Consider the following 24,445-nt stretch of genomic DNA (forward strand, 5'->3'; position numbering starts at 1 on the left):
GCGATGAGCGGAGAAAGCGCGGTAGCACCGGGCCATGCCCAGCGGAATTCCCGAACGACGGGTATATTGCCCGACATCGCGGCGCGCGCCGAGGCGGCCATCGCGATCCGCCATGACCTGCACCGGCACCCGGAGCTGGCCTTCGAGGAACACCGCACCAGCGCACGCGTGGCCGAGCTGTTGCAGCAGTGGGGCTATGAGGTCACCACCGGCCTCGGCGGCACCGGCGTGGTCGGTACGTTGCAGCGCGGGCAGGGCAGCCGTCGCCTGGGCCTGCGCGCCGACATCGATGCACTGCCGATCCACGAGGATTCCGGATTGGCGTACGCCAGCCAGACCGAGGGGCTGATGCATGCCTGCGGCCACGATGGGCACACCGCCATCCTGCTGTCCGCGGCGCACTACCTGGCCCATCACGGCCGCATCGACGGCACCCTGCAGCTGGTGTTCCAGCCGGCCGAGGAAACCGGTTCGGGCGCTTCGAAGATGATCGCCGATGGCCTGTTCGAGCGCTTCCCGGTGGATGCGATCTATGGCCTGCACAACTGGCCGGGTGTGCCGGTGGGGCACTTCGGCTTCGTCGACGGTCCGGCGATGGCATCGGTGGACTGGGCGCGACTGAAAGTGATCGGCAAGGGCGGCCACGGTGCCGAGCCGCAGGGCAGCGTCGACCCGATCCTGGCGGCAGCGCACATCGTCACCGCGCTGCAGAGCGTGGTGTCGCGCAATGTGGATCCACGGCAGATGGGCGTGGTCACCGTCGGTTCGATCCACGGCGGGCAGGCCGCCAATGTGATCCCGGACGTCGTCGAGCTGAAGCTGACCGTGCGCGCCTACCTGCCGGAAGTGCGCGACACGCTGCGGCGCCGGGTCACCGAGATCGCCGAGCAGACCGCGGCCGCCTTCGGCGCGCGCGCCGAGATCGCGTTTCCGCGTGGCTTCCCCAGCGTGATCAACCATCCACGGCAGACCGCCTACATCCGCGACGTGGCCGTACAGGGCTTCGGCAGCGAACAGGTGGTGCCGGAGTTCGCGCCGCGCACGGCCAGCGAAGACTTCGCCTTCCTGCTGCAGGCGCGGCCCGGGAGTTTCGTGTTCGTCGGCAACGGCGACAGCGCACCGTTGCACAGCCCGCGCTATGTGTTCAACGACACCGCCATCGCACCGGCCGCCAGCCTGTGGGCGCGGCTGGCCGAAGACTATCTGGTGAAGGACGTGGCATGAGCAGCAACGAACGCTTCCTCTATACCTCGGTGGACGATCCACTGGCGCGGCCTCTGTTCGATGGGCTGGAACAGGAGTACGACAGCCGCTACGCCGACGTGCGCCGGCGCATCGGCGGCAGTGCCCGCGAGGAGCTGCAGCGCTACCCGGCGCAGGCGTTCGCGGCGCCGGTAGGGGCGTTCGTGCTGCTGCTGCGCGAGGGTGTGGCGATCTCCGGCGGTGCCTTCATGCCGCACCGCGATCCGGATACCGCCGAATTCAAGCGCATCTGGACGCTGCCGGGGCTGCGCCGCCAGGGCATCGCGCGTCGCGTGCTGCAGGAGCTGGAAGACCAGGCGGCGCGGCAAGGGTACCGGCGGGTGTTCCTGACGACCGGCTTCCGTCAGCCTGAAGCGGTCGGCCTGTACCTCAGCCATGGCTACACCGCGCTGTTCGACCTGCAGGCCGACCCGGAAACCATCGCGCATCTGCCGTTCGAGAAGCACTTGAGCGTATCGGCGCCGGTCGTTGTGCCATCACAGGCCGTGTTGCATGGAGCCCACGCATGAGCACGCCTTCGACCGCGCTGGATGGCATTGCCGCACGCCCGGCGCCAGCACCGGCGTTGAAGATCGTGCCGGCCCGGCATCCGTTGCAGGTGGTCGGCACGGTGCTGGCACTGGCCCTGATCCTGATCGGGCTGCAATCGGTGCTGGGCAACCCGCGCTGGGGCTGGGGCACGTTCGCCGAGTGGTTCTTCGCACGCCCGGTGCTGGAAGGCCTGGGCCGTACGCTGCTGCTGACCGCGCTCGGTACCGGCCTCGGTTTCGCGCTGGGCACCTTGCTGGCGTTGGCCCGCGTCTCCGGCTCGCCCCTGCTGTCGGCGGTGTCGTGGGGCTATGTGTGGCTGTTCCGTTCGATTCCGCTGCTGGTGCTGTTGCTGCTGCTGAACAACCTGGGCTACCTGTACAGCACCATCGAGCTGGGGGTTCCGTTCACCGGCATCAGTCTATTCTCGTACCCGACGACGCAGCTGATCGGCGTGTTCACCGCCGCAGTGCTGGGTCTCACCTTGAACCAGGCCGCGTTCTCGGCCGAGGTGATCCGTGGCGGCATTCTGTCGGTCGACCATGGCCAGTACGAGGCCGCAGCGGCGCTTGGCCTGCCACGTGGCCGCCAGGTGCGTCGCATCATCCTGCCGCAGGCGATGCGCTCGATCCTGCCGGCGGCGTTCAACGATGTGATCGGCCTGGCCAAGAGCACCTCGGTGGTCTACGTGCTGGCGCTGCCGGAGCTGTTCTACACGGTACAGGTGATCTACCGGCGCAACCTGGAAGTGGTGCCGCTGCTGATGGTGGCCACGGTCTGGTACCTGGTGATCCTGACCGTGCTGTCGCTGCTGCAGCGACGGGTGGAGCAGCGCTTCGCGCGCGGCCAGCTGCAGCGCGAGCGCTCGGTATCGCGTGTCTCGTCACCGACGCGCGCCACAGGTGATTCCGCACCGCGCGTGGTCAATCGCCCGCGCATTGCCGCGCAGGTTGAAGCGGGTGAGGGGGCATCGGTGTCGCTGCATGGCGTAGGCAAGGTGTTCGGCGACCAGCCGGTGCTGGAGGACGTGAACCTGGACCTGCGCGCGGGCAGCGTGACGGTACTGATCGGCCCGTCCGGTGCCGGCAAGTCCACGCTGCTGCGGCTGATCAACCATCTGGAACGTGCCGACAGTGGCTATGTGACCGTCGGCGGCCAGCTGATCGGCTACCGCCGCGATGGCGACACCCTGTACGAGCTGCCGGAGCGCGAGATCCGCCGCCGTCGTTCCGAGGTGGGCATGGTGTTCCAGGGCTTCAACCTGTTCCCGCACCTGACCGCGCTGGAGAACATCATCGAGGCACCGATCGCGGTGCGGGGCGTGCCGCGCGCGCAGGCCGAGCAGCAGGCGCGCACGCTGCTGGAACGGGTCGGCCTGGCCGACAAGGCCGATGCCTTCCCGCGCCAGCTGTCCGGCGGCCAGCAGCAGCGCATCGCGATTGCGCGCGCGCTGGCCCTGCAACCGAAGGTACTGCTGTTCGACGAACCCACGTCGGCGCTGGACCCGGAACTTGTGGCCGAGGTGCTGAGCGTGATCGAGGAGCTGGCCAGCTCCGGTACCACCCTGGTGATCGTCACCCACGAACTGAGCTTCGCCCGCCGCGTGGCCGACCACGTGGTGATGATGGACCAGGGGCGGGTGATCGAGCAGGGCACGCCCGAGGCGCTGTTCGAACGTCCGCGCCAGCAGCGCACCGCCGATTTCCTGGCCAAGACCCTGTAACTTCGAAAGGAACACCATGAGCCCTGCAGCACCGCGTCGCCCCTCGCGCAGCACCCTGTTGATCGTGGGTGTGCTGGTCATCGGCATCGCCGGCATCGTCTACTCGCGCGTGCGGCAGGCACCGGACGCGAGCACCGTGGCCGCGACCAGCCTGGCCGGTGCGAACACGGCGGTGCTCAAGGGCACCTTCGATCCGAAGGCGCAGGCATTGATTCCCGCCGGCTACCGCTTCGTCACGCCCGGCACGTTCACCGTGGCCACGCATCCGGGGCAGCTGCCGCTGGCCGACTACGGCGCCGACAGCAAGGACGTGGTCGGTATCGAGCCGGACATCGCACGGCTGATCGCCGATGGGCTGGGCCTGAAACTGGTGATCGTGCCGGTGGCGTGGGCGGACTGGCCGTTGGGGTTGGAATCAGGCAAGTACGATGCCGTGCTGTCGAACGTGACGGTGACCGAAGAGCGCAAGAAGAAGTTCGATTTCTCCAGCTACCGTTACGATCTGCTGGGAATCTACACGCGCACTGATGGGCCGATCCAGAAGATCGAAAAGCCGGCTGACGTGGCCGGGCTGAAGGTGGTGGTCGGTGCCAGCACCAACCAGGACCAGATCCTGCGGCAGTGGGACCAGCAGAACATCGCGGCGGGATTGAAGCCGGTGGAGTACCAGTACTTCGATGACGCCGTGGTTGGGCGGCTGGCGGTGATCACCGGCCGAGCCGATGTCTCGTTCGAGCCCAATGCTACTGGTGCCTATTCGGCGCGGGACGGCAAGGTGCGGCGTGTGGGCCTGTTCCCCGGAGGCTGGCCGAACGCCGCAGCGATCTCGGTGACCACGCGCAAGGGCAGCGGCCTGGCCGACGCGGTGACGCAGGCATTGAACACCCAGATCAGCAGCGGTACCTATGCGCAGGCATTGGCGCGCTGGAACGTGGCCGAGGAGGCCGTGCCGCAGTCGCAGACCAACCCGCCAGGGTTACCGACGCTCTGACGCCGGGCATGGCCCGGCGCTACCGCTGCTTTTGTAGAGCCGAGCCATGCTCGGCTGCTCTACCAACGCGCCTCCAGCGTTTTGAACGGCTTTGCCAGCCGAACACCTTCGGCATCGAAGTCGGAAACGCTGCGTCCATCCACGCGCACAGACTTCGGCGCGGTCCGGTTCGGCCACCACATGCGCACGGCGGTGTCCTTGCGCAGCCCCTCGCCAAGCGCCACCGTCAGCAGCCCGTCGCGCTGTCGTGCCTGCATCTGCAATGTGCCATACGCGGTCGGCAGGCGCTCCACCGCCAAGCCATCCCCCGCCACCCACGAGGGCGGTGTGCCCGGCAGCAGCGACAGTGCGTCATCGTCCTCGCGCATCAGCATGCCGAACAGCGTGCGGCCGTATTCGGCACCGATCCAGGTATGCGGCATGTCGCCGAGGTAGCGCGGGAAGCGCAGCCGTGAATGCACTACTTCGGCCAGCACCTGCCATTCACGCGGGCGCCGGTCGTGAAGCAGGCCCTGCAATAGCTCGTCAGCCACGTCCGGCTGGCCAAGATGCACATAGCTCAGCACGTTGCGGATCTCGTACGGCGTGTAGGCGTACAGCGCACCGGGCTGGCTGCGCTTTCGCACGTCTTCCAGGTAGCGGGCGAAGGTGGTCCGCAACGCATCCGCCGGCAACACGTTCTGCGCGCCGGTCGGGTCCAGTGCGATCGACACGCCCGTGGGATCGCCATCGCCCAGATCTGCCGAGGACGGGATGAAGTCGATGCCCTTCCACGCCATCGTGGCGCGGATCGAGGCGTGCAATGCGTCGTACAGCGCTTTGTACTGCTGACGTGCCCAGGCGGCGGTCTCGTGGTCACCCAGCGACTCGGCCAGCCACGCTCCGTCGTGCCACCCCTTCAGGCCCCAGTAGTCATCCCAGTAGCTGTGGGTGGGCGACGGATAGCCTTCATGGCTGATCGACGGCGCAAGAATGCCCGCGAATCGCTCCGGCGCGGGCTGGTCGGCCTTGTAACCGGGCACCAGCGTGCGCTCGCGCAGTTCCTGCAGGAAGCGCAGTGCGGCCTTCACTTTCGGCAGGTAGTCACGCACCGACTCGGGCCCACCATCCAGGCGTGCAACGTCGGCAACCAGCGCCACATACTGGCCCTGGCTGTCGTACTCGATATCCGAACCGAAGCCGGTGTTGACGCTGCCATCGTCGTTGAGGATCGGCGAAACCAGGCCATTGGCATGCACGCCGTGCGCGCTGTACCAGGCCAGGTAATCACGCGCGACGCGGGCTTCACCCATGCGCAGCAGCACCGCCGACGTGGCCATGCCATCGCGGATGAAGGAGCGGTTGTAGTTGCGCGGGCCCGGTTGCATGGCCGGGCCGGTCTGGTTGATCAGCATGTAGGCAGCCTGTGCGCGCAGCATGTCGACCAGCGAGGGATCGGGCAGGCGCAGGCCGACCTGGCCCAGCCGCGCCTGCCAATCTGCGGACGCCTGCGTGGCCAGCGTATCGAACGCCGCATTGGCATCACGGGGCAGCGTGGCCAGGCCAAGCGCAGGCGCTTCGGGCAGCACGCCGTTGGCATCGGTGGCGGCGGTGCCCAGCGGGAACGCGACCACGATGGCATCGCTGGCTCCCGGCGCCAGCGACACGCGGTAGTTGAGCGCGGCGGCGGCAAGACCCTGGTCATCACGTGCCTGCTGCGAGGAAGGCAGTTCGCCGGCAGCGATGTCCGCGGTGATCTCCGTTGCGCCGTCCTTCCCGAACGGCGCCACGCCGGACGCAGCCACCGGCGTGAGCGAGTGCAGCAGCGTGCGGCCATTGATGCGCACGGCCTGTCCGTCGATGCGCACCTCGCGGATCGGCGACAGCCCGCCGTTCTGCCACGGCGGATTCATCTGCATGGGGCGGACGACCAGGCTGAGCGTGCCGTCGATCCGGGTACTGCCGGTGTTGTGCAGTCGATGGCGGAGGAAGGTCACCGGCTGGCCATCGCGCTCTATGGCGAACACCTCACTGCGCAACTCCAGCCCGGGCTGCGGCGACCAGGTGGCCGAAGGCATAGGCTTCCAGCCATCGCGCAGGGCGTGCTGTACGGGCTGCCCGGCGGCACCTGCAGCGCGCCCGTCGGCGCTTCGCCAGAGTGGCTGTACCAGCGGCGCACCCTTGAATGCTTCCAGGTTGCCGTATTCGTCGAAGATGGATTTCTGCCGCCCTGCGTGCACGCCAACGGCGGTCCAGTAGGTCTGCTGCATCTGCAGCGACGCCGGGAACAGCGCACGCTGCGCGCCGCTGGCGGCGATCTGGTAGCGCTTCATCGGTGTCATCACGGCTTTCGGGCCAAGCAGGCGCAGGCGCGCGATCTGCGGGGCTGCACCGTCCACGCTCAGGCGGAATGCACGTAGAGGTTGTGCCGTATCAGCGGCCAGCCAACTCTGCCGATGGCTGGCCGCCTGTGCATCGTGTGCGAGATCCTGCCAGCGGCCCTGTGCGTCCTGCGCCTGCAAGCGGGCGGCGCCGCGCCCGCCGTCGGCCCAGTCGACCGCGAGACCGGCTGTGGACTGGACGCGAGGCAGCATGATCTCGAGCGTATGGGATCCACTTTTTCCGGCTGGAACCGCGACGGTGCCACCGCCTTGCCAGAGCGCCGCTGCCTGCGTTGCATCGACACCGCTGATGCGTGCGCTGAGCGTGCTGTCCAGCGGCTCCATCTCGAAGATCGACACGCCCCAGTCGGACGTGCGCTGCGGGCTGGCCAACCGCAGGTAGCGCGCCTGGCGTGGCGCGAAGTACAGCGTTTCCACGTCGCCCAGCGAATCGGTCATGGTGTACGCGGTCTGCCACTGCGTGCCGTCCAGCGAGGTCTGCAGTGAATAGCCCTCTGGATTGGAGACATCCCAGGTAAGCCGTGCGCCCGCCAGCAGCGTCGGTGCGCCCAGATCGATCTGGAACCAGTGGCCCGGACTGAAGGCACCGCCGGTGACGGTCTTCGGGTCGCCGTCGATCAGGTGGCTGATCGCCATCGCCGGTACCTGCTGCGAGGAAGCGCTGGCCTGCCATTGGCTGCGCGAGGGGAGGGTCTGTGCCTGTGCGCTGAAGGCCAGCGCGGCCAACAGCAGGGCAGCGGCAGGGTGCAACGGAAAAGGCGGCGTGGAGACCTTGGAGCGTTCGGCGCGCAACGTCATTACGGACAGCCTCGCAGGTTCGGCCGGAATCGGGCGAGCGCTACGCTAGCAAGGGATGTAATCGGTTACATGACGCACTGCAATAGGTCGCGGATACTGGGCCGGCAGCCTCGTTCACCGGTTCAAGGCGCGATCACCATCGATGGTTGGCTGACGGATGTGGCTCTGGACGGCTGCCGGTTGGCCCCTATCCTGATTGGCAACGACCACCGATCTGAAATGGATTGATGATGGAATTCAGTTTCACGCTGATGTACCGAGTGCCTGATACCGGAAAAGATCTCAGTGCATTTGAGCGAGCTCTTGCAGAGGTGGGATGCGACGATGCGCTGCTGGGCAGTGGTTCGCCAGGCGTGTTGGCGTTGCGATTCCAGCGAGAGGGCACAGCCGCAGACGATGTCGCGCGTGCCGCATGCGTGCAGGTTCAGAGTGCGGTACCGGAAGCCAAATTGATAACCGTGCATGTCGATGTCAGCAATCCTGCCAGCGCCTCCACTTGCGGTGGCTCAAGAGCTGAGCCTGTTTGACGTCCACGGCACATTCTTCGGAAGCAGCCGAGCATGGCTCGGCTCTACATGGTTTCCGGCAGGTCACGCGCACCCGCTGTTACAGCTCCACCATCTCCCACCAGCGCGTACCCGCCTGCGGCGCCTGCATGTCCAGCGCTTCGCCCATCATCGGAGTGGCCACCGGCACGTTCTTTGCGGCCGCCAGGGCGGTGATGCGCTCGAATGGCTGCTGCCATTCGTGCAGGGCCAGGTCGAAGGTGCCGTTGTGGATCGGCAGCAGCCACCTGCCGCGCAGATCCAGGTGCGCCTGCAGGGTCTGTTCGGGCTGCATGTGCACGAACGCCCAGCGTGGATCGTAGGCACCGGTTTCGATCATGGTCAGGTCGAACGGGCCGTACTTCTCGCCGATGGCCTTGAAGCCATCGAAGTAGCCGGTGTCGCCGCTGAAGAAGATGCGGAAGTCGCCGTCCTGGATCACCCATGACGCCCACAGGCTGCGGTCACTGTCGCCCAAACCGCGGCCGGAGAAATGCTGCCCCGGGGTAGCGGTCAGGCGCAGGCCGCTGGCTTCGGTCGACTGCCACCAGTCCAGCTGTTCCACCTTGGAGGCATCCACGCCCCAGGCGATGAGCTGGTCGCCCACACCCAGCGGCGCAATGAAACGCGCGGTCTTGCCGGCCAGCTGCATCACCGCGGCATGGTCGAGATGATCGTAGTGGTTGTGCGAGAGGATCACGCCGGCGATCGGTGGCAGTTCGTCGATGCTGATCGGCGGTGCATGGAAGCGCGCCGGCCCCATCCACTGCACCGGCGAGGCGCGTTCGGAGAACACCGGGTCGGTCAACCAGTACTGGCCGCGCAGCTTCAGCAGGATCGTGGAGTGCCCCAGCCGGAACAGGCTGCGATCCGGTGCAACATCCAGGGTGGTGCGGTCCAGCGGCTTCACCGGAATCGGGTGAGCGGGCACGGTGCCCTTGGGCTTGTTGAACAGGAACGTCCACCAGATCTCCGCGCCGTCGCGCAGGCCCATCGCAGGACGCGGCAGGGCATTGCGGAACTTGCCGTCGCGGTACTGCGGCGAATCGGGGAAGTCGGGGAGGGACCAGGACTTGCAGAAGGTGTAGGCGGTCACGGCGAGGATTCCAAGCAAAAGGACAAGGAGCAGGCGCTTCATGGGTGACGTCCGCTGGGTACACTGCACAGTGTAGTTTCTTGTTTTTCAAAAGTACACTGCCGGGTGTAAAATTGAGGTATCCGTTCAGCTGCCAGGTTTCCGCCATGTCCCGTGCCCCGCAACGCCTGACCGACCGCAAACGCGAAGCCATCGTGCGCGCGGCGGTGGAGGAGTTCCGTGCATCGGGCTACGAGGCGACCAGCATGGACCGCATCGCCGAGGTGGCCGGGGTCTCCAAGCGCACGGTCTACAACCACTTCCCGAGCAAGGAAGCGCTGTTCTCGATGATCCTCGAGGAGCTGTGGGAGCGCAGCGTGGCCAGCGACGCACTGCCGTATCGCGCGGACCAGCCTTTGCAGGCGCAGCTGCTGCAGTTGCTGGGCCAGAAGCTTGACCTGCTCAGCGACGGGAATTTCATCGACCTGGCGCGGGTGGCGATGGCCGAGATCATCCACTCACCGGAACGGGCGCAGGCCATCGTCTGCCGCATGGGCGAGAAGGAAAGTGGCGAGAGCGCATGGATCCGCGCCGCAATCGCCGATGGCCGGCTGCGCAAGGTCGATCCGGAATTCGCCGGCCACCAGCTGCATGGGCTGGTGAAGAGCTTCGCGTTCTGGCCGCAGGTGACGATGGGGCAGCCGCCGTTGAACGCACAGGAACGCGCACGCGTCGCCGAATCGGCGGTGGCCATGTTCCTGGGTTTCTACGCCGTCTAGTTGGCGGCGAAGCGACGGAACTCGTCGGCCGGTAGCGCTGCCGAGTACAGATAGCCTTGGCCGACATCCACCCCAAGTGCGCGCAGTTGCTGTTCCTGCGCCAGGGTTTCAGTGCCTTCGGCCACCACGATCGCACCGCAGCGGTGCGCGACTTCGACGATGAAGCGCACGATCGACTGCGACTTGGCGTCGGACAGCGTGGCGATCAACGCCTGCTCGATCTTGACCTCGGCGATGGCCAGCTGCGAAAGCAGGATCAGGGTCGAATAGCCCGCGCCGAAATCATCCAGCGACAGGGTGGTCCCGGCTGCCAGCAGCTGTGCGATGTTGGCATCGACCACGTCGCGCTCGACGATCTCGGTCCACTCGACGATTTCCAGCCGCAGCATCGCACCGGGGATGTCGTGCAGCTGCAGCAGCTCCTGCAGGCGCAGGCCGAAGTCGGGCAGGCGCAGGGATTCGGCTGACACATTGACTGCGACGGTCAGCGCCGCGCCGTCCTGCCGGCAGTGCTGCAGGAAGTGCACCGCCGACTGCAGCGTTGCCCATTCCAGGTCTGCCAGCCGGCCCTGCCGGCGCAGCAGCGAGATCACCCGCATGGGGGCAATCGGCCGGCCTTCGCCATCGCGCATGCGCAGCAGTGCTTCGGCGCCAACCAGCTGGCGATCGTGCAGGCGATGCTTGGGCTGGTAGCACAGCGGGGCGTCACCCTGCTGCAGCCAGCGCTCGAGCGCGACCTCGATCAGCGCATCGATCTCGCTGTCGCGCTGGATCGGGTCATCGAAGAACACCACGCCCGACTCGATCGCGCTCAGTGCGAGGGTGATCGCCCGGAACGGCAGGTGACCTTCATCGGTGGCGGTCGGTGGTTTCAGCTCGACCACCGCGCAGCGGAACAGTGGTCGGAAGCCCGGCCAGTCGCGGCCGACGCGGTCGGCAAGATTGCAGGCCAGCTCGGTGATACGGGCCTGGATGCGCAGCTCGGTCAAGGACATGCCGCGTACCAGGATCGCCAGCGCGGCGTCGCCGAACTGGTAGACCTCCACATCGTCCACTGGAAGCGATGGCAGCAAACGGTGGACCTCCGCCGGCGTATCGCGATGCCATAGCCCGTTGTCCTGCAGCGGGCCGTAGCGCAGGCGCAGGTCGCGCTGGTTTCCCATTTCGACCACCACCAGGCAGGCCTTGCCGAGGCCGTCGTTGTCGCGCCAGAAATGCTGCAGCCGTTCGCCCAGCGCCCGCATGTTGGGCAGGCCGCTGATCGGGTCGACGCGCAGCCAGGCCTGTTCGCGCTGGCGCTGTGCATCGATCTGGGCATCGTTGTAGACCAGCGCGAACACCGCGCCGAGCATCAGCAGCGAGACCGGCAGTGCCAACAGGCGCTGGATCGCCAGTTCGGCCACCGGCAGCTGGTCGGCGCCAATGATCGCCACACCCAGCGCCAGGCCCAGAGCGGTCATTCCGATGCGCACGGACCACGCCTGCAGGATCATGCGCGGCGAGAGCTCGTTGAGCATGCGTGGGTGCAGGCGCCTGCGCAGCCAGACACCGGCCATCATCTGCAACGCGGCCTCAAGGCTGGCAGGCAGGAAGAACTGGGTGCCGACGAACTGGTAGCGGGCCAGCAGGGCGGCGGCCAGGCAGGCCAGGCCGCCACGCCATCCGCCGAGCAGGCCACTGACCAGCAGGATGTCGAAGCCGAGGTGCAGCTTGACCACGCCCTGGGTGTAACGGGCCACGAACCAGGAATTGAACAGGTAGATCAGGCCCAGTGCCACGCCGACATACAGGCGACGGCCTTCAATGGCGTGCCCGGCGCGACGGGTGGCGATCAGCAGCACGCCGATCATGCCGATCACCGCCGTGGCCTGCAGCAGGTACAGCGGCAGGCTGGGCAGGGCGCTGTCCAGGACCTGGGCCGAGACCCGTGAAAGCGCATCCATAGCAGGTTCCCGCCTGTGACCGACGGCCAGTGACGAGCAGGGTAAACCACGGCCGCGCGCGCGGCCACTGATGCTGCCCTGCGCCGGTCGGCCGGGTCAGTAGCGCGGGTCTGCGATGGCCGGAAGCACCAGTTCGCGCACGAAGCCGGACGGTGACAGCTGCAGCAGTGCGCGCACCATCGCCACGACATCATGGACCGGCACCAGCTCACCGTCGCCGCGCGCTGCGGCCTCTGCAACCGGCACCGACAGTGCATCGTCGGTGTTGAGGTAGCCCAGCTGCAGGCTGGTCACCGCCAGGCGGCGATCGCGGAAGCCCTCGCGCAGCGCATCGGCGATGCCGTTGAGGGCGAACTTCGAGGCGCCGAACGCCACTTCCGGGCGGCCGCTGCGCGGCAGGGCCGAGGTCGAACCGGTCAGCACCAGCTGCGGGCGCGCTGCGCCCAGTACGCGGGGCAGCAGGCGTTGCAGCAGGACCAGGGTCGCGGTGATGTTGACGTCGACCAGTTGCGTGAGTGCTGCATCGCTTTCATCGAGGAAGGCGTACTCGTCGCTGAAGGCCTTGTCTTCCCAGATACCCAGGTTGTGGATCAGTACATCGATATCGGCCGGTGCCTGTGCTGCGATGTGGTCGGCCGCTGCGGTGGGCTGGGACAGGTCTGCTTCGATCCATTGCAGGGTGACGCCGTCAGGGCAGGCGATGCCGTGCGGGCGGGTGCGCGAGACACCAATCACAGTGTCACCCGGGGCACAGAGGCCTTCCACGAACGCGCGTCCCAGGCCCCTGCTGGCGCCGATGATCATCAATTTCATGTTGCTTCCCTGGTTGTGCAGTGGCGGTATCAGTAGGCCGCCAGGATGAGGTCCCAGTCGCCGAACGCGCGCAGGCCGCTGCGTTCGGCAGTGGTGATGGAGGCCGTGTTGTCGAGCTGGCAGCGGTACTGCGGCTGCAACCCGGAGGCCTGGGCGGATACGGCCATCGTCTGCACGAGCCGGCGTGCATGACCACGACCACGGGCTTCGCGCAGTGTCAGCACGCCCATGTCGGCGAGTGCCGGATCCAGGCCCCACGGGTACAGGCTGCCGGCCGCGACCAGCTGCTCGCCGTCGAAGGCACCGAACACCTGCCAATGGTCGAGCTCGACCCAGGCGGCATCGAGATCCTCCTTGCTGGCGCTGGCCTGGAACGCGTTGAACACAGCAGTGTCGGCTGGAGCGAGGCGGCGGATGTGGGGCGGTGCAGGGTGCTCGGCCAGTGCCGCAAGTTCTGCAGCAGGGAAATAGAAGAGGCGGTCGGCGCCATGCGTGCGCTGGCCGACGTCGATCAGCCGCTGCCGCAGCTGTGCGAGTGTCCAATGTGCGCGTGCGTGCAGTTGCAGGCGTTCGACCAGGACTGGGCGCAGCACCGCGCGCGCAGGACCAGCAAGCGGTTGCAGCAGCATGCCGTCCTCACCCTCGTCGAAATCATCGCTGCAGGCCAGGTACAACAGGGGATCGTCCTGCAGCATGCGCTCACCCGCGCAGATGCGCCGCCAGCTGGCATCAATCATCGGGGCAAACGCATCATCCATGACAGTGGTCTCGCTCAGGGCCGGGGCAGATCCACCTGCAGGCCGGACGTCTTTCATTCGGGGTAGCCGGCAGCGAGATGCTGCGCCGCCAGTCCGGCCTCGTCCAGCATCGCCACCGCATCGTTGGACAGCACGCAGCAGGGCCCGTGGCAGTCGGCGACAATGTGGACGGTGCGTGGCCGTTCGTCCATCCATGCATGCCGTTCCGTAACGGGAATGTTCAGCGCGCCAGGCACAGCTCCATCATCACTGCTGTTGACGGGGGGCATGCCGGATGAGCGAGAATCCGTGCAGTCATCGGCAACAGGCGTTCCCCGGCATGGAAGCAACCCACGCACGCATGGATGGCATGCCCCTGCCTCACGCCTGGCAGGAAGCGCTGGCCGACGCGCGCATTGAACGGCAGTCGATCGGTGTATCGCGTGCGGACGTTGCCCGCGTGCATCGTCCAGGGCAGGCCGATGCCTTCCTGAAGTCGGAAGTGATCGACACCTTCAGTGAGCTGGGCGATGAGATCGCGCGCCTGCGCTGGCTGCAGGCGCACGGCCAGCCGGCGCCGACGGTGATCGCTACCGCCGAGGAGGCGGGGCGCCGCTGGCTGCTGATGAGTGCGTTGCCTGGCCACGATCTGGCCTCGTCGCTGGCGCTCGCGCCCCAGCACCTGGTGGAGCTGCTGGCCGGTGCGCTGCGGGGTCTGCATGCCCTGCCGGTGGCGAGCTGTCCGTTCGACCAGCGGCTGGCCTCGCGCCTGCAGGCCGCACAGGCACGTGTCGAGGCGGGCCTGGTCGACGCCGATGACTTCGATGACGAACGCCTGGGGCAGAGCTCGCAGCAGGTGTTCGCCGAACTGCGCGCCACCCGGCCCGATCACGAGGATCTGGTGGTCAGCCATGGCGACGCCTGCCTGCCGAACCTGCTGGCAGCCGAAGGCCGTTTCAGCGGTTTCATTGACTGTGGCCGGCTGGGCGTGGCCGATCGCTACCAGGATCTGGCGTTGGCCGCGCGCAGCCTGGTCCACAACTTCGGCGACACCCGGTGGGTCGCGCCGCTGTTCCGCTGCTATGGCGTTGTGGCCGACGCACGGCGGCCGGCGTTCTACCGTCTGCTCGACGAGTTCTTCTGAAGCCGCGCAGGCCGGCTTGGGGCGGGGCTGAACGCTGCCCTGCCGGCGGACCTCTTCATTCTTTAAAATGGACGAACGTTCGTTCACTATCTGCGCCATGAGCCGAATCGACCGCAATGAGCAGCGCGTGACCCTGATCCTGCAGGCGGCCCTGCAGTGCTTCCTCGCCAAGGGGTTCCACCAGACCAGCATGCGCGACATCGCGCAGGCGGCCGGTGTCAGTCTGGGCAATCTCTACAACCACTTCCCGGGCAAGGAGGCGATCATCCTTGCGGTGGCCGTGGCCGAAAGCGAGGAACTGGCCCCGATGCTGCAGCGGCTGGCGGCGGCCGACGGCGAGCGCGCGCAGGTGCTGGCATTCCTGCAGGACTTCCACGCGTTGTGCCGGCAACCGGAGTGGGCAACGCTCGCGGTCGAGGTGCTGGCCGAGAGTGCACGCAACCGCGCCGTGGCCGAGGCCTTCGCGGCCAACCGGAGGCAGCTTCAACAGGTGCTGGGCGATGCGCTGCAGGGCATTGCGCGGCGCGAGCGGCGGCGCCCTGCGCTGGCCCCGGCACTGCAGGCGCAGGTGTTGCTGGATGCCATCGAAAGCGATGCGCTGCGCCAGGGCCTGGGTGAAGCCGGCAGCGTGGAGGACGCCGTGCTGGACCTCGAACTGCTGGCACGGCTGCTGGGATCACGTGCATGAGCGCCGATGACCGGCGGCTGCACGGCTTGGATCTGGCGCGGTATCTGGCGCTGGCCGGCATGGTGCTGGTCAATTTCCGCCTGGCGATGGCCGTGCCTGCCGAGCGCACGGGTGGCTTGGCAGGCTTCTTCCGTCTTCTGGAAGGCAAGGCCTCGGCGACCTTCGTCACCCTGGCCGGACTTGGCCTGGTACTGGCCACGCAGCGCTCTGGCTGGATGCAGGCCAGCGTGCAGACCTGGCGGCGCGCGCTGTTCCTGCTTGTGCTGGGCCTGCTCAATCTGACCCTGTTCCCGGCCGACATCCTGCATTACTACGCGGTGTATTTCGCGCTGGCGGTGCTGTGGTTGCGCGCGTCGCCGCAGGTGTTGCTGGCCAGCATCGCCGGCCTCGCGGCCGGTTCGTTCTGGGCACTGCTGCAGTGGGACTACAGCCAGGGCTGGAACTGGCAGACGCTGGAATACGCCGGTCTCTGGCACTGGCCGGGTGCCGTGCGCAACCTGCTGTTCAACGGCTTCCATCCCCTGCTGCCCTGGATGTGCTTCTTCCTGCTGGGCATGCTGCTGGCACGCCTGCAGCTGTCGCAGCCGCGGGTGCAGCATGCGTTGTTGCTGCTGGGCGTGCTGCTGCTCGGCGCGGGCCAGGGGGTGCAGCACCTGGCGCACGGCACGCCCTGGCAGGCGTGGCTGGGGACGCAACCGATGCCGCCGGGACCGGCCTACGTGCTGACCGGCGCAGGCGCGGCCTGCAGCGCGATTGCCATGTGCCTGTGGGTCAGCCGCCGGTATCCGGGGGACTGGCTGGGGCCGCTCACTGCGGCAGGGCGCATGACCCTGACCCTGTACGTCGGCCACATCCTGCTGGGAATGGGGACGCTGGAATGGCTGGGCCTGCTCGATGGCAGTGCTTCGCTGCCGGCCGTGCTGTTGTGGGCGTTGTTGTTCCTGATGCTGGCCACGGGCGCAGCGTGGCTGTGGTCCTGGCGGTTCGCGCGGGGGCCGCTGGAAGCGGTGATGCGGCGCATTGCCGGCTAGCACATTGGTCGCGCAGGCACGATGTTGTGACGGACATGTCTGTGTCGCGGCCCGCGCATCTGCGATAGTGGTGGCAGGTAATACTTTCCGCTTGCATCCATGTCATCCGCTTCGGCGCAGCATCTCGGCGAAGTCCTTCAGCAGTCCTATGGCATCACCGCCAACGCCGTGGTGCCACGCCCGGTTGGCGCCGATGCCAACGCCAGCGTGTATCGCATCGATGCACGGCGCGGGCAATGGTGGTTGAAATGCCGCAGTTACCAGGTTGCCCCCGCCGTCTGGGACACCCTGCATTGGCTGCGCGGCACGCTGGGTATCGAGGAAATCGTCGCGCCCTGGCCGGCCCTGACCGGTGGAGCGTCGGTGCAGCGCTGGGGCCTGCAGTTCACCCTGTTTCCGTACGTGGAAGGCCAGTCCGGCTTCGAGGCCGCGTTGAGTCGCACGCAGTGGCAACGATTGGGCGAGGTGCTGCGGCGCCTGCACGAGGCGCGCCCGCCGCCGGCGCTGCAGGAGGCACTGCCGAGCCTGCGGATGGAAACCGCGGCGCTTGATACGGTCGGACAATGGTTGGCCGGCGAGGGCCTGGCCGCCGCCAGGGATGGGTTGGGCCGTGCCTTCGTTTCCGTATGGGACCAGCAGCACGCGCGCATCGCGGCGCTGCACGCACAGGCAGTGCAGCTGCACGCGGCGTTGCAGGAGGTCCCGGTGGCGCTGCACCTGTGCCATACCGACCTGCATGCCGGCAATCTGCTGATGGGCAACGACGGCGGCCTGCACGTGATCGACTGGGATGGCCTGTCGCTGGCACCGCGCGAGCGCGACCTGATGTTCATCGGCGCCGCGGTGGGCGGGCGCTGGGGCCGCGAGAATCCGCTGGGTTTCGAGGAGGGCTATGGCAGCGACCACGGCGACCCGCGCTGGATTGCCTGGTACCGGCACTGGCGCATCCTGCAGGACCTGATCGAGTTCCAGCAGGTTCTGCTGGGCAGCGATGGCGAGGATCGTTCGCCGCAGCTGCGCCGGCAGTCGCTGCATTTCCTCAGCGAACAGTTCGCACCGGGCAATGTGTTCGACGCGGCAGAGCGGGTGTATCGCGCGCTGTAAATGCTCGTCACCTGCCATCGATGAAGCGTCGCGCTGCGCGCGATGAGTCGAGCATGGCTCGACTCTACAGTTGCGCTCGGCGGCTCTTCGGGCCGCCATCGTTGATCAGGTGCAGGGATCATCCACGCAGGGCGTGGCTCTACTCGGCGGGCTTGGCCGCTGCAGAGGCGGCCGCGCTCGCGGCGCGGCGCGACAGCACGGCTTCGCGGTGGGCGATGTAGGCGTTGGCGGCGAGGATGATGCCGGCACCCATGATCGTCCAGCGGTCCACGCTCTCGTGGAACAGCAACCAGCCGAACAGCGTCACCAGCGGCAGCTGCAGGAAGCTGATCGGAGTCAGGGCGGAGACTTCGCCCAGCCGTAGCGCGCGGGTCCACAGCAGTTGGCCGATGGTACCGAGCACGCCGGTGGCCAGCAGCCACAGCCAGGCTGATCCGGTCGGCCAGACCCAGACGAACAACGCTGGGACCAGCGACAGCGGCACCCAGAACACGTAGGTATAGAGCACCACGGTATCGGCACTGTCGACGCGGGTGAGCTGCTTGATCTGGATCGCCACCAGCGAGCTGAGCACCGCCGCGCCCACGGCCACCAGGCTGCCGGCGGTGAAGCCGGCCGTGCCGGGGCGCACGATCACCAGCACGCCGATGAAGCCGACCACGACCGCGGCCCAGCGGCGCACGCGCACGGTTTCGCCCAGCCACAGCACGGCGGCAATGGTGACGAACAGCGGCGTGGAGTACGAGAGCGAAACCGCCTGCGCCAACGGGAGATGGCCCAGCGCCCAGAATGCGCACAGCATTGAGCCCAGGCCGATCGCACTGCGCACGAAATAGCGTGGCAGCTGCTGCGTCTTCAAGGGCGCACGGCCGGGCCGCACCAGCATCGGCAGCAGCGCCAGCAGGCCGAAGGCATTGCGGAAGAACGCCACTTCCTGGGTTGGCACGTAGCGCGTGGCATAGCGGATCGCTACCGCCATCAGGCCGAACGCCATCGTGCTGCCGAGCATCAGCAGCGCCGCCCGCATCGGGGTGGCGCTGGGGGAAAGGACGGGGTTGTTCACCACTGCGCGCCGAGCAGGCGTGGCTCCGGTTCGATCGGCACGCCAAATTTTTCCAGCACTGAGGCCGAGATGCGGCGCGCCAGTGCCAGCAGTTCAGCGCCGGTGGCGTTGCCGTGGTTGACCAGGACCAGTGCATGGCTGGGGGCCACGCCGGCATCACCGTCGCGGAAGCCCTTCCAGCCGCAGGATTCGATCATCCAGGCCGCCGAGACCTTGCGCTTGTCGTCCTGCTCGGACGGGAACACCGGCAGGTCGGGGAAGTGCTGCAGCAGCACGTCGACCTGTTCCAGCGGCAGTACCGGGTTCTTGAAGAAACTGCCGGCGTTGCCCAGTACATCCGGGTCGGGCAGCTTGCGGCGGCGGATTGCGATCACCGCATTGGCCACGTCCACCGCACCGGGCAGCTCCACGCCCTGCGCCTGAAGTTCCTCGCGGATGCCGGCGTAGTCCATGCGCAGGTCATGCAGCAGCGGCAGCTTCAGTTCGATGGCGGTGATCAGGTAGCGATCGGGCTGCTGCTTGAACACGCTGTCGCGGTAGGCGAAACCACATTGTTCGTTGTCCAGCCGCACCCAGGCCTGTTCCTGGCAGTCCCAGGCTTCGACCGCCTGGATGAACTCGCCGACCTGCGCGCCATAGGCGCCGATGTTCTGGATCGGCGCGGCACCGGCAGTACCGGGAATCAGGGCCAGGTTTTCCAGGCCGGACAGGCCTTCCTGCAGCGACCACATCACCAGGCCATGCCACGGCACGCCGGCACCGGCGCGGACCACCGCGTGGTCGGCGCGGTGTTCAAGGAAACTGATGTCACGGTTGCCGAACACCAGCACGGTGCCCGGCAGGTCCTCGGCGATCAGCACGTTGCTGCCGGCACCCAGCACCAGCAGCGGGCCGTTGGCCACCTCGGGCAGTGCCAGCACCTCCGGCAGCAGCGCGGCATCGTGCAGTTCCAGCAGTTGCGCGGCGCTGGCCTGCACATGGAAGGTGTTCAGTGCCTGCAGGGGCGCATTGCGGGTAAGCGTCCAGCGCAGCGGGGCGTTGCCGTCGACGGTATCCATGGGCGCGCTCACAGCGGGGCCACCGCGCCGCGGCTCGGCGCTTCGCGGCGGCGACGGATCGCTTCCACGCATTCGGAAACCAGCGCCGGGCCGCGGAAGATCAGGCCGCTGTAGCACTGCACCAGCGCGGCACCGGCCGCCATCTTGGCCACCGCATCGGCGCCGGACAGGATGCCGCCGACGCCGATCAGCGGCACCGATTCGGGCAGGCGCGAACGCAGGCGGCGCAGCACCAGCGTGGACTGCTCCAGCACCGGCGCACCGGACAGGCCACCGGCCTCGTTGGCCAACGGGTCGCCGGCCACCTTGCTGTGGTCGATGGTGGTGTTGGTGGCGATCACGCCGTCCACCTGCAGTTCGCCCAGCACGCGGGCGGCGGCATCGATGTCGCGTTCGCTGAGGTCCGGCGCCACCTTCACCAGCATCGGCACGCGGCGGCCATGCTGGGCCGCGAGGTCTTCCTGGCGGTCGCGCAGCTGGCTGACCAGCTGGCGCAGCGCGGTTTCTTCCTGCAGTTCACGCAGGCCTGCGGTGTTGGGCGAGGAAATGTTGACAGTGATGTAGTCGGCCAGCGGGTACACCTTGTCCAGGCAGGCGATGTAATCGTCCACGGCCTGTTCGTTCGGGGTGTCCTTGTTCTTGCCGATGTTGATGCCGAGCAGGCCGCGGCGGTTGCGCGCGCGCTCGACGTTGCGCACCAGTGCGTCCACGCCCGCATTGTTGAAGCCCATGCGGTTGATGATCGCGTTGTGTTCCGGCAGGCGGAACAGGCGCGGCTGCGGATTACCTGCCTGCGGGCGCGGGGTGATGGTGCCGATTTCAACGAAGCCGAAGCCCAGCGCGAACAATGCATCGATGTGCTCGCCGTTCTTGTCCAGGCCGGCGGCCAGGCCGACCGGGTTGGGGAACGTCAGCCCGAACACCGTGCTGGGCATCGGCGCGATGCGTGCGGCCAGCAGCGGCGTGGTACCGGTGCGATAGGCCAGGTCCAGTGCGGACAGGCCGAGGCCGTGGGCGCGCTCGGCGTCGAGCGAGAACAGGAAGGGGCGGGCAAGCGAATACATGCGTCGGTTCAGTCCAGCGTGCCGAGGAAGGCTCGGGTTCGATATTCAAAAGCAACCTGGCCGTCGACCGCGTGGGCGGCGAACAGGTGCTGCAGAGCGTCGATCATCGGCGCGTGGCGCGGATGACCGGATTGAGGGGCATAGGAGGAGGACAGCAGGCGCCCGCGCAGGGCATCGAAGTCCAGGTGCTGCACGTTGGGCAACTCCACCATGCCGCGCAGGCCGGGGCCGAACCAGGCCTGCATGGTGGCGTCGTCCTGGTAGCGCTCGGCCACGGCGGTGTAGTCGCTGCCGTAGTCCAGCAGCAGCTGTTCGTAGCCGATCAGGAACGGACTGGCATCGAGCAGGCGCGAATTCCAGTAGATCAATGCCTGGCCGCCGGGACGCAGGATGCGCTGCCACTCGGCGCGGACCGCCACGGTGTCGAACCAGTGGAAGGCCTGCGCGACGCTGACCAGATCGACGCTGGCATCGTCCAGTGTGGTGGCCTCGGCGCGGCCGTCCACCGCACGGAACTGCGGGTACTGCGGTGCCAGCCATTGCTCGGCCGCGCCCCGCATGGCGGCGTTGGGCTCAACCGCGACAACGGGATGGCCGCTGGCCAGAAACAGGCGGCTGGAAATGCCGGTACCGGCGCCGATGTCGGCGACCAGTGCCTTGCGGCTGACGCCCATCGGGCCGTGCAGCCACTCCAGCAGCGCGGGTGGGTAATCGGGCCGGTAGCGGACGTAGTCGGCGACGCGGCTGCTGAAGCGTTCAGTGCTGTCGGAGGCGGTCATGGCAGTCAGTTCGACATCGCAGCGAGCCAGGCCAGGCCGCCGAAGAACAGGATGAAGACCAGGATGGCGGCGATCACGGCGCCGACCATCACCCAGCCCAGCACCAGACCGGTGACGGCCAGGCCATCGCCTTCCAGTTCGTGCGGGCGGCGGCGGATTTCGGCGCGGGCCATGTGGCCGGTGATGATGGCGACGATGCTGGCCACGAAGGGCAGGACGGTCCAGCTGGCGATGCCCATGACCAGGCTGACCACGGCCAGGGCGCTTGTCTGTCGGGGTGCCACGCTCATCGGGGTCCTCCTTGGCAGTGTGCACATGATAGTGCGTCTGCCCCGGCAATCCCATGCCCGGCGGACATGATGGCAGGCGTCGACCTGGGTCGACGAAAGGCATTTCAGCCACGGTAGGCGTCGACCTTGGTCGACGAAAGGCATGCCAACCAAGGTTGGCAGCTACCGGAGTGCCGATGTCAGCCCATCAACACTTGGCCGCCATCCACGTTGAGCACGCTGCCGGTGACCCAGCGCGCCAGCGGCGAGCACAGGAACAGGGCGGCGTCGGCGATCTCGCGCGGGTGGCCGAAGCGGCCGAACGGAATCTTCGCCAGGGTGCCGTGGTACAGCGCGGGGTCATCGGTGCGGCGGCGGTCCCAGAGGCCGTCATCGAACTCGATCGAGCCCGGCGCGATCGCATTCACCCGGATCCGGTCCTTGGCCAGCGCCAGCGCCTGCGAGGTGGTGTAGTGCGAAAGCGCGGCCTTGGCGGCGGCATAGGGCGCGCCATCGGGACGCGGCTGCTGCGCGGCAATCGAAGACAGGTTGAGGATGCAGGCGTCGCTGGAGGCACGCAGCCACGGCAGTGCCAGGCGCGAGGCGCGCACGGCGGCCATCAGGTCGATCTGCAGGCTGGCGGCCCAGCCGTCCTCGTCGTCGGCCATGCCATAGCCGGTGGCGTTGTTGACCAGCACGTCGATGCCACCGAGCGCGTCGGCAGCGGCCTGCAGCCAAGCCTGGATCTGGCCGGGGTCGGCCAGATCGGCGGAAAACGCGTGCAGTTCGAAGCCCTGCGCCCGTGCATCGGCGCGCAGGGCATCCAGACCGGCCTGGCCGCGCGCGCAGACCGAGACCTGCGCGCCGGCGCCGGCAAACGCCAGCGCCATTTCACGGCCAATGCCCTTGCTGCCGCCGGCGATCAGCACGCGGCGGCCGCTGAAATCGAGGATCGGAGCCCCGGAGGGGCTCCGACCCACGGACGTGTCCGCGTCGTTTGCCATCACAGGTCGAACTTGATGCCCTGGGCCAGCGGCAGCGAATCCGAATAGTTGATGGTGTTGGTCTGGCGGCGCATGTAGACCTTCCATGCATCCGAGCCGGACTCGCGGCCACCGCCGGTGTCCTTCTCGCCACCGAAGGCACCACCGATCTCCGCACCGGACGTGCCGATGTTGATGTTGGCGATGCCGCAGTCGCTGCCGGCGGCCGACAGGAACTTCTCGGCAGTCTTCAGGTTCTGGGTGAAGATCGAGGACGACAGGCCCTGCGGCACGCCGTTCTGCATGTCGATGGCTTCGTCGATGCTGTCGTACGGCATCACGTACAGGATCGGCGCGAAGGTTTCGTGCTGGACCACGGCGTCGCTGTTCTTCAGGCCGGAGACGATCGCCGGCAGCACGAAGTTGCCGGCGCGGTCGATGCGGGTGCCACCGGTTTCGATGGTGCCGCCGGCGGCCTTGGCCTGGGCGATCGCATCGAGGAACTGCTGCACGGCGCCGTCGCTGTTGAGCGGGCCCATCAGGTTGGCGGCGTCGGTCGGGTCTCCGATCTTGCCTTCCACCTGCTTGTAGGCCTTGACCAGGGTGGCCAGCACGTCGGCGTAGATCGAGCGGTGCACGATCAGGCGGCGGGTGGTGGTGCAGCGCTGGCCGGCGGTGCCGACGGCGCCGAACACGATGCCCGGCACGGCCAGCTTCAGGTCGGCGGTTTCGTCCAGGATGATGGCGTTGTTGCCGCCCAGTTCCAGCAGGCAGCGGCCGAGGCGGCGCGCGACCTTCTCGTTGACGGTGCGGCCGACCTGGGTCGAGCCGGTGAAGCTGATCAGCGGCACGCGACGGTCATCGACCATCTTTTCCGACAGCGCGGTGCCGGCATCGTTGATCAGGAAGAAGATGTCCGGGAAGCCGGCTTCGCGCAGGGCGTCGTTGCAGATCTTCAGCGAGGCGATGGCAGTCAGCGGCGTCTTGTTGGACGGCTTCCAGATGCACACGTCGCCGCAGATGGCGGCCAGGAACGAGTTCCAGCTCCACACCGCAACCGGGAAGTTGAAGGCCGAGATGATGCCGACCAGGCCCAGCGGGTGGTACTGCTCGTACATGCGGTGGCCGGGGCGCTCGGAATGCATGGTGTAGCCGTACAGCATGCGGCTCTGGCCCACGGCGAAATCGGCGATGTCGATCATCTCCTGCACTTCGCCATCGCCTTCCGGCTTGCTCTTGCCCATTTCCAGGGCAACCAGCGAACCCAGGGCGTCCTTGTGCCTGCGCAGCGCTTCGCCGCACAGGCGCACGGCTTCACCGCGGCGCGGGGCCGGCGTGGTGCGCCAGGCCTTGAAGGCTTCCTGGGCGCGGGCGACGACGGTCTCGTACTCGGCCTCGGTGGTCGCGCGGACCTGCGCGATCGGCTCGCCGGTGGTCGGGTTGACCGGGGTGATCAGCTCACCGCTGGTCGCGCTCGACCACTCCCCGTTGCCCAGGTACGTGCCAGCGTTGATCGCGTCCAGGCCAAGGGACTTGAGCAGCTCGGAAGACATGCAGACTCCTGTGTTTCGTTACGTTGTTTGGCGCCATCGCGGGCAGGTGGGGGACGCGATGAACTGAATCGCCGATGGTAGCAGAGCGCCCTGTCCGGCCATGGTGCAACGCGCCAGCGGAGCCGGTCCGGAC

23 protein-coding genes are annotated in these 24,445 nt (G+C 67.5%); 10 read left to right on the top strand and 13 right to left on the bottom strand.

All coding sequences use genetic code 11. The features are described 5' to 3' along the window. Positions 1 to 3: 3 nt before the first annotated feature. Genes ACZK1G_RS09685 through ACZK1G_RS09700 form a run of 4 tightly spaced genes read left to right on the top strand, consistent with a single transcriptional unit; the run spans position 4 to position 4,505 of the window. On the top strand, positions 4 to 1,224 hold the full coding sequence (locus ACZK1G_RS09685; protein ID WP_101765346.1) for a M20 aminoacylase family protein: 1,221 nt from the start codon (positions 4 to 6) through the stop codon (positions 1,222 to 1,224). Further along, positions 1,221 to 1,772, top strand: coding sequence for a GNAT family N-acetyltransferase (locus ACZK1G_RS09690; protein ID WP_049445818.1), 552 nt, complete (start codon positions 1,221 to 1,223; stop codon positions 1,770 to 1,772). Before ACZK1G_RS09685 ends, ACZK1G_RS09690 begins: the two co-directional genes overlap by 4 nt. Further along, positions 1,769 to 3,514, top strand: coding sequence for an amino acid ABC transporter permease/ATP-binding protein (locus ACZK1G_RS09695; protein WP_080347527.1), 1,746 nt, complete (start codon positions 1,769 to 1,771; stop codon positions 3,512 to 3,514). Before ACZK1G_RS09690 ends, ACZK1G_RS09695 begins: the two co-directional genes overlap by 4 nt. 16 nt (positions 3,515 to 3,530) lie before the next feature. Further along, complete coding sequence (locus ACZK1G_RS09700) at positions 3,531 to 4,505, top strand: ABC transporter substrate-binding protein (RefSeq protein WP_101765347.1); 975 nt, start codon at positions 3,531 to 3,533, stop codon at positions 4,503 to 4,505. Positions 4,506 to 4,564: 59 nt separating this feature from the next. On the opposite strand, the gene ACZK1G_RS09705 is transcribed toward ACZK1G_RS09700, so the two are convergent. Beyond that, complete coding sequence (locus tag ACZK1G_RS09705; protein ID WP_197621918.1) at positions 4,565 to 7,684, bottom strand: discoidin domain-containing protein; 3,120 nt, start codon at positions 7,682 to 7,684, stop codon at positions 4,565 to 4,567. Positions 7,685 to 7,914: 230 nt separating this feature from the next. On the opposite strand from ACZK1G_RS09705, the gene ACZK1G_RS09710 reads away from it, so the two are divergent. Beyond that, positions 7,915 to 8,211, top strand: coding sequence for a hypothetical protein (locus tag ACZK1G_RS09710; RefSeq protein WP_197621919.1), 297 nt, complete (start codon positions 7,915 to 7,917; stop codon positions 8,209 to 8,211). Positions 8,212 to 8,290: 79 nt separating this feature from the next. On the opposite strand, the gene ACZK1G_RS09715 is transcribed toward ACZK1G_RS09710, so the two are convergent. Further along, the gene (locus ACZK1G_RS09715; protein ID WP_101765348.1) at positions 8,291 to 9,367 is read right to left on the bottom strand and encodes an MBL fold metallo-hydrolase; all 1,077 of its coding nucleotides are present in this window, start codon (positions 9,365 to 9,367) and stop codon (positions 8,291 to 8,293) included. Between the two features lie 104 nt (positions 9,368 to 9,471). Between ACZK1G_RS09715 and ACZK1G_RS09720 the strand changes: the two genes are divergently transcribed. Next, positions 9,472 to 10,083: a TetR/AcrR family transcriptional regulator gene (locus ACZK1G_RS09720; protein ID WP_049445826.1), complete on the top strand. Its 612-nt coding sequence runs from the start codon at positions 9,472 to 9,474 to the stop codon at positions 10,081 to 10,083. Here ACZK1G_RS09720 and ACZK1G_RS09725 read toward each other — a convergent pair. From ACZK1G_RS09725 to ACZK1G_RS09740, 4 genes are all read right to left on the bottom strand, one after another. Continuing rightward, the gene (locus tag ACZK1G_RS09725) at positions 10,080 to 12,026 is read right to left on the bottom strand and encodes an EAL domain-containing protein (RefSeq protein WP_101765349.1); all 1,947 of its coding nucleotides are present in this window, start codon (positions 12,024 to 12,026) and stop codon (positions 10,080 to 10,082) included. The genes ACZK1G_RS09720 and ACZK1G_RS09725 overlap by 4 nt on opposite strands. 96 nt (positions 12,027 to 12,122) lie before the next feature. Further along, positions 12,123 to 12,839, bottom strand: coding sequence for an SDR family NAD(P)-dependent oxidoreductase (locus tag ACZK1G_RS09730; RefSeq protein WP_101765350.1), 717 nt, complete (start codon positions 12,837 to 12,839; stop codon positions 12,123 to 12,125). Positions 12,840 to 12,868: 29 nt separating this feature from the next. Continuing rightward, positions 12,869 to 13,597 carry a GNAT family N-acetyltransferase gene (locus tag ACZK1G_RS09735; RefSeq protein ID WP_101765351.1) on the bottom strand — a complete coding sequence of 243 codons (729 nt, stop codon included), beginning with the start codon at positions 13,595 to 13,597 and terminating at the stop codon, positions 12,869 to 12,871. Positions 13,598 to 13,650: 53 nt separating this feature from the next. Further along, positions 13,651 to 13,788 carry a hypothetical protein gene (locus ACZK1G_RS09740; protein ID WP_233490854.1) on the bottom strand — a complete coding sequence of 46 codons (138 nt, stop codon included), beginning with the start codon at positions 13,786 to 13,788 and terminating at the stop codon, positions 13,651 to 13,653. Positions 13,789 to 13,916: 128 nt separating this feature from the next. Here ACZK1G_RS09740 and ACZK1G_RS09745 point away from each other — a divergent pair, with 128 nt between their 5' ends. From ACZK1G_RS09745 to ACZK1G_RS09760, 4 genes are all read left to right on the top strand, one after another. Further along, positions 13,917 to 14,720 (top strand): APH(3')-II family aminoglycoside O-phosphotransferase, encoded by an 804-nt coding sequence (locus ACZK1G_RS09745; RefSeq protein ID WP_197621920.1) that lies wholly within the window; start codon positions 13,917 to 13,919, stop codon positions 14,718 to 14,720. A gap of 97 nt (positions 14,721 to 14,817) precedes the next feature. Then, positions 14,818 to 15,408, top strand: coding sequence for a TetR/AcrR family transcriptional regulator (locus tag ACZK1G_RS09750; protein ID WP_101765353.1), 591 nt, complete (start codon positions 14,818 to 14,820; stop codon positions 15,406 to 15,408). Next, positions 15,405 to 16,439 carry a heparan-alpha-glucosaminide N-acetyltransferase domain-containing protein gene (locus tag ACZK1G_RS09755; RefSeq protein ID WP_049445838.1) on the top strand — a complete coding sequence of 345 codons (1,035 nt, stop codon included), beginning with the start codon at positions 15,405 to 15,407 and terminating at the stop codon, positions 16,437 to 16,439. Before ACZK1G_RS09750 ends, ACZK1G_RS09755 begins: the two co-directional genes overlap by 4 nt. A 99-nt stretch (positions 16,440 to 16,538) precedes the next feature. Next, positions 16,539 to 17,543, top strand: coding sequence for an aminoglycoside phosphotransferase family protein (locus tag ACZK1G_RS09760; protein WP_101765354.1), 1,005 nt, complete (start codon positions 16,539 to 16,541; stop codon positions 17,541 to 17,543). Between the two features lie 139 nt (positions 17,544 to 17,682). Here ACZK1G_RS09760 and ACZK1G_RS09765 read toward each other — a convergent pair whose 3' ends face one another. From ACZK1G_RS09765 to amaB, 7 genes are all read right to left on the bottom strand, one after another. Beyond that, the gene (locus ACZK1G_RS09765) at positions 17,683 to 18,570 is read right to left on the bottom strand and encodes a DMT family transporter (protein ID WP_101766399.1); all 888 of its coding nucleotides are present in this window, start codon (positions 18,568 to 18,570) and stop codon (positions 17,683 to 17,685) included. A gap of 32 nt (positions 18,571 to 18,602) precedes the next feature. Beyond that, positions 18,603 to 19,664: a UDP-N-acetylmuramate dehydrogenase gene (gene murB / locus ACZK1G_RS09770; protein WP_101766398.1), complete on the bottom strand. Its 1,062-nt coding sequence runs from the start codon at positions 19,662 to 19,664 to the stop codon at positions 18,603 to 18,605. A gap of 8 nt (positions 19,665 to 19,672) precedes the next feature. Further along, positions 19,673 to 20,728: a quinone-dependent dihydroorotate dehydrogenase gene (locus tag ACZK1G_RS09775; protein WP_014036956.1), complete on the bottom strand. Its 1,056-nt coding sequence runs from the start codon at positions 20,726 to 20,728 to the stop codon at positions 19,673 to 19,675. A gap of 8 nt (positions 20,729 to 20,736) precedes the next feature. Continuing rightward, positions 20,737 to 21,507 (bottom strand): class I SAM-dependent methyltransferase, encoded by a 771-nt coding sequence (locus ACZK1G_RS09780; protein WP_101765355.1) that lies wholly within the window; start codon positions 21,505 to 21,507, stop codon positions 20,737 to 20,739. 5 nt (positions 21,508 to 21,512) lie between these two features. Continuing rightward, on the bottom strand, positions 21,513 to 21,797 hold the full coding sequence (locus ACZK1G_RS09785) for a DUF4190 domain-containing protein (RefSeq protein ID WP_010484694.1): 285 nt from the start codon (positions 21,795 to 21,797) through the stop codon (positions 21,513 to 21,515). A 179-nt stretch (positions 21,798 to 21,976) separates the two neighbouring features. Next, positions 21,977 to 22,780 (bottom strand): SDR family NAD(P)-dependent oxidoreductase, encoded by an 804-nt coding sequence (locus ACZK1G_RS09790; protein ID WP_197621921.1) that lies wholly within the window; start codon positions 22,778 to 22,780, stop codon positions 21,977 to 21,979. Further along, entirely contained in the window at positions 22,780 to 24,312 is a 1,533-nt protein-coding gene (gene amaB, locus ACZK1G_RS09795) for an L-piperidine-6-carboxylate dehydrogenase (RefSeq protein ID WP_014036960.1), read from the bottom strand. The genes ACZK1G_RS09790 and amaB overlap by 1 nt, the downstream gene beginning before the upstream one ends. Positions 24,313 to 24,445: the final 133 nt, after the last annotated feature.

The organism is Stenotrophomonas sp. 109824_Sma, assembly GCF_056480025.1.

Excerpts from the sequence above, each read along its gene's own strand:
- ACZK1G_RS09685 (WP_101765346.1), top strand. The coding sequence starts at position 4 with ATGAGCGGAGAAAGCGCGGTAGCACCGGGCCATGCCCAGCGGAATTCC.
- ACZK1G_RS09690 (WP_049445818.1), top strand. The coding sequence starts at position 1,221 with ATGAGCAGCAACGAACGCTTCCTCTATACCTCGGTGGACGATCCACTG.
- ACZK1G_RS09695 (WP_080347527.1), top strand. The coding sequence starts at position 1,769 with ATGAGCACGCCTTCGACCGCGCTGGATGGCATTGCCGCACGCCCGGCG.
- ACZK1G_RS09700 (WP_101765347.1), top strand. The coding sequence starts at position 3,531 with ATGAGCCCTGCAGCACCGCGTCGCCCCTCGCGCAGCACCCTGTTGATC.
- ACZK1G_RS09705 (WP_197621918.1), bottom strand. The coding sequence starts at position 7,684 with ATGACGTTGCGCGCCGAACGCTCCAAGGTCTCCACGCCGCCTTTTCCG.
- ACZK1G_RS09710 (WP_197621919.1), top strand. The coding sequence starts at position 7,915 with ATGGAATTCAGTTTCACGCTGATGTACCGAGTGCCTGATACCGGAAAA.
- ACZK1G_RS09715 (WP_101765348.1), bottom strand. The coding sequence starts at position 9,367 with ATGAAGCGCCTGCTCCTTGTCCTTTTGCTTGGAATCCTCGCCGTGACC.
- ACZK1G_RS09720 (WP_049445826.1), top strand. The coding sequence starts at position 9,472 with ATGTCCCGTGCCCCGCAACGCCTGACCGACCGCAAACGCGAAGCCATC.
- ACZK1G_RS09725 (WP_101765349.1), bottom strand. The coding sequence starts at position 12,026 with ATGGATGCGCTTTCACGGGTCTCGGCCCAGGTCCTGGACAGCGCCCTG.
- ACZK1G_RS09730 (WP_101765350.1), bottom strand. The coding sequence starts at position 12,839 with ATGAAATTGATGATCATCGGCGCCAGCAGGGGCCTGGGACGCGCGTTC.
- ACZK1G_RS09735 (WP_101765351.1), bottom strand. The coding sequence starts at position 13,597 with ATGGATGATGCGTTTGCCCCGATGATTGATGCCAGCTGGCGGCGCATC.
- ACZK1G_RS09740 (WP_233490854.1), bottom strand. The coding sequence starts at position 13,788 with ATGGACGAACGGCCACGCACCGTCCACATTGTCGCCGACTGCCACGGG.
- ACZK1G_RS09745 (WP_197621920.1), top strand. The coding sequence starts at position 13,917 with ATGGAAGCAACCCACGCACGCATGGATGGCATGCCCCTGCCTCACGCC.
- ACZK1G_RS09750 (WP_101765353.1), top strand. The coding sequence starts at position 14,818 with ATGAGCCGAATCGACCGCAATGAGCAGCGCGTGACCCTGATCCTGCAG.
- ACZK1G_RS09755 (WP_049445838.1), top strand. The coding sequence starts at position 15,405 with ATGAGCGCCGATGACCGGCGGCTGCACGGCTTGGATCTGGCGCGGTAT.
- ACZK1G_RS09760 (WP_101765354.1), top strand. The coding sequence starts at position 16,539 with ATGTCATCCGCTTCGGCGCAGCATCTCGGCGAAGTCCTTCAGCAGTCC.
- ACZK1G_RS09765 (WP_101766399.1), bottom strand. The coding sequence starts at position 18,570 with ATGCGGGCGGCGCTGCTGATGCTCGGCAGCACGATGGCGTTCGGCCTG.
- murB (WP_101766398.1), bottom strand. The coding sequence starts at position 19,664 with ATGGATACCGTCGACGGCAACGCCCCGCTGCGCTGGACGCTTACCCGC.
- ACZK1G_RS09775 (WP_014036956.1), bottom strand. The coding sequence starts at position 20,728 with ATGTATTCGCTTGCCCGCCCCTTCCTGTTCTCGCTCGACGCCGAGCGC.
- ACZK1G_RS09780 (WP_101765355.1), bottom strand. The coding sequence starts at position 21,507 with ATGACCGCCTCCGACAGCACTGAACGCTTCAGCAGCCGCGTCGCCGAC.
- ACZK1G_RS09785 (WP_010484694.1), bottom strand. The coding sequence starts at position 21,797 with ATGAGCGTGGCACCCCGACAGACAAGCGCCCTGGCCGTGGTCAGCCTG.
- ACZK1G_RS09790 (WP_197621921.1), bottom strand. The coding sequence starts at position 22,780 with ATGGCAAACGACGCGGACACGTCCGTGGGTCGGAGCCCCTCCGGGGCT.
- amaB (WP_014036960.1), bottom strand. The coding sequence starts at position 24,312 with ATGTCTTCCGAGCTGCTCAAGTCCCTTGGCCTGGACGCGATCAACGCT.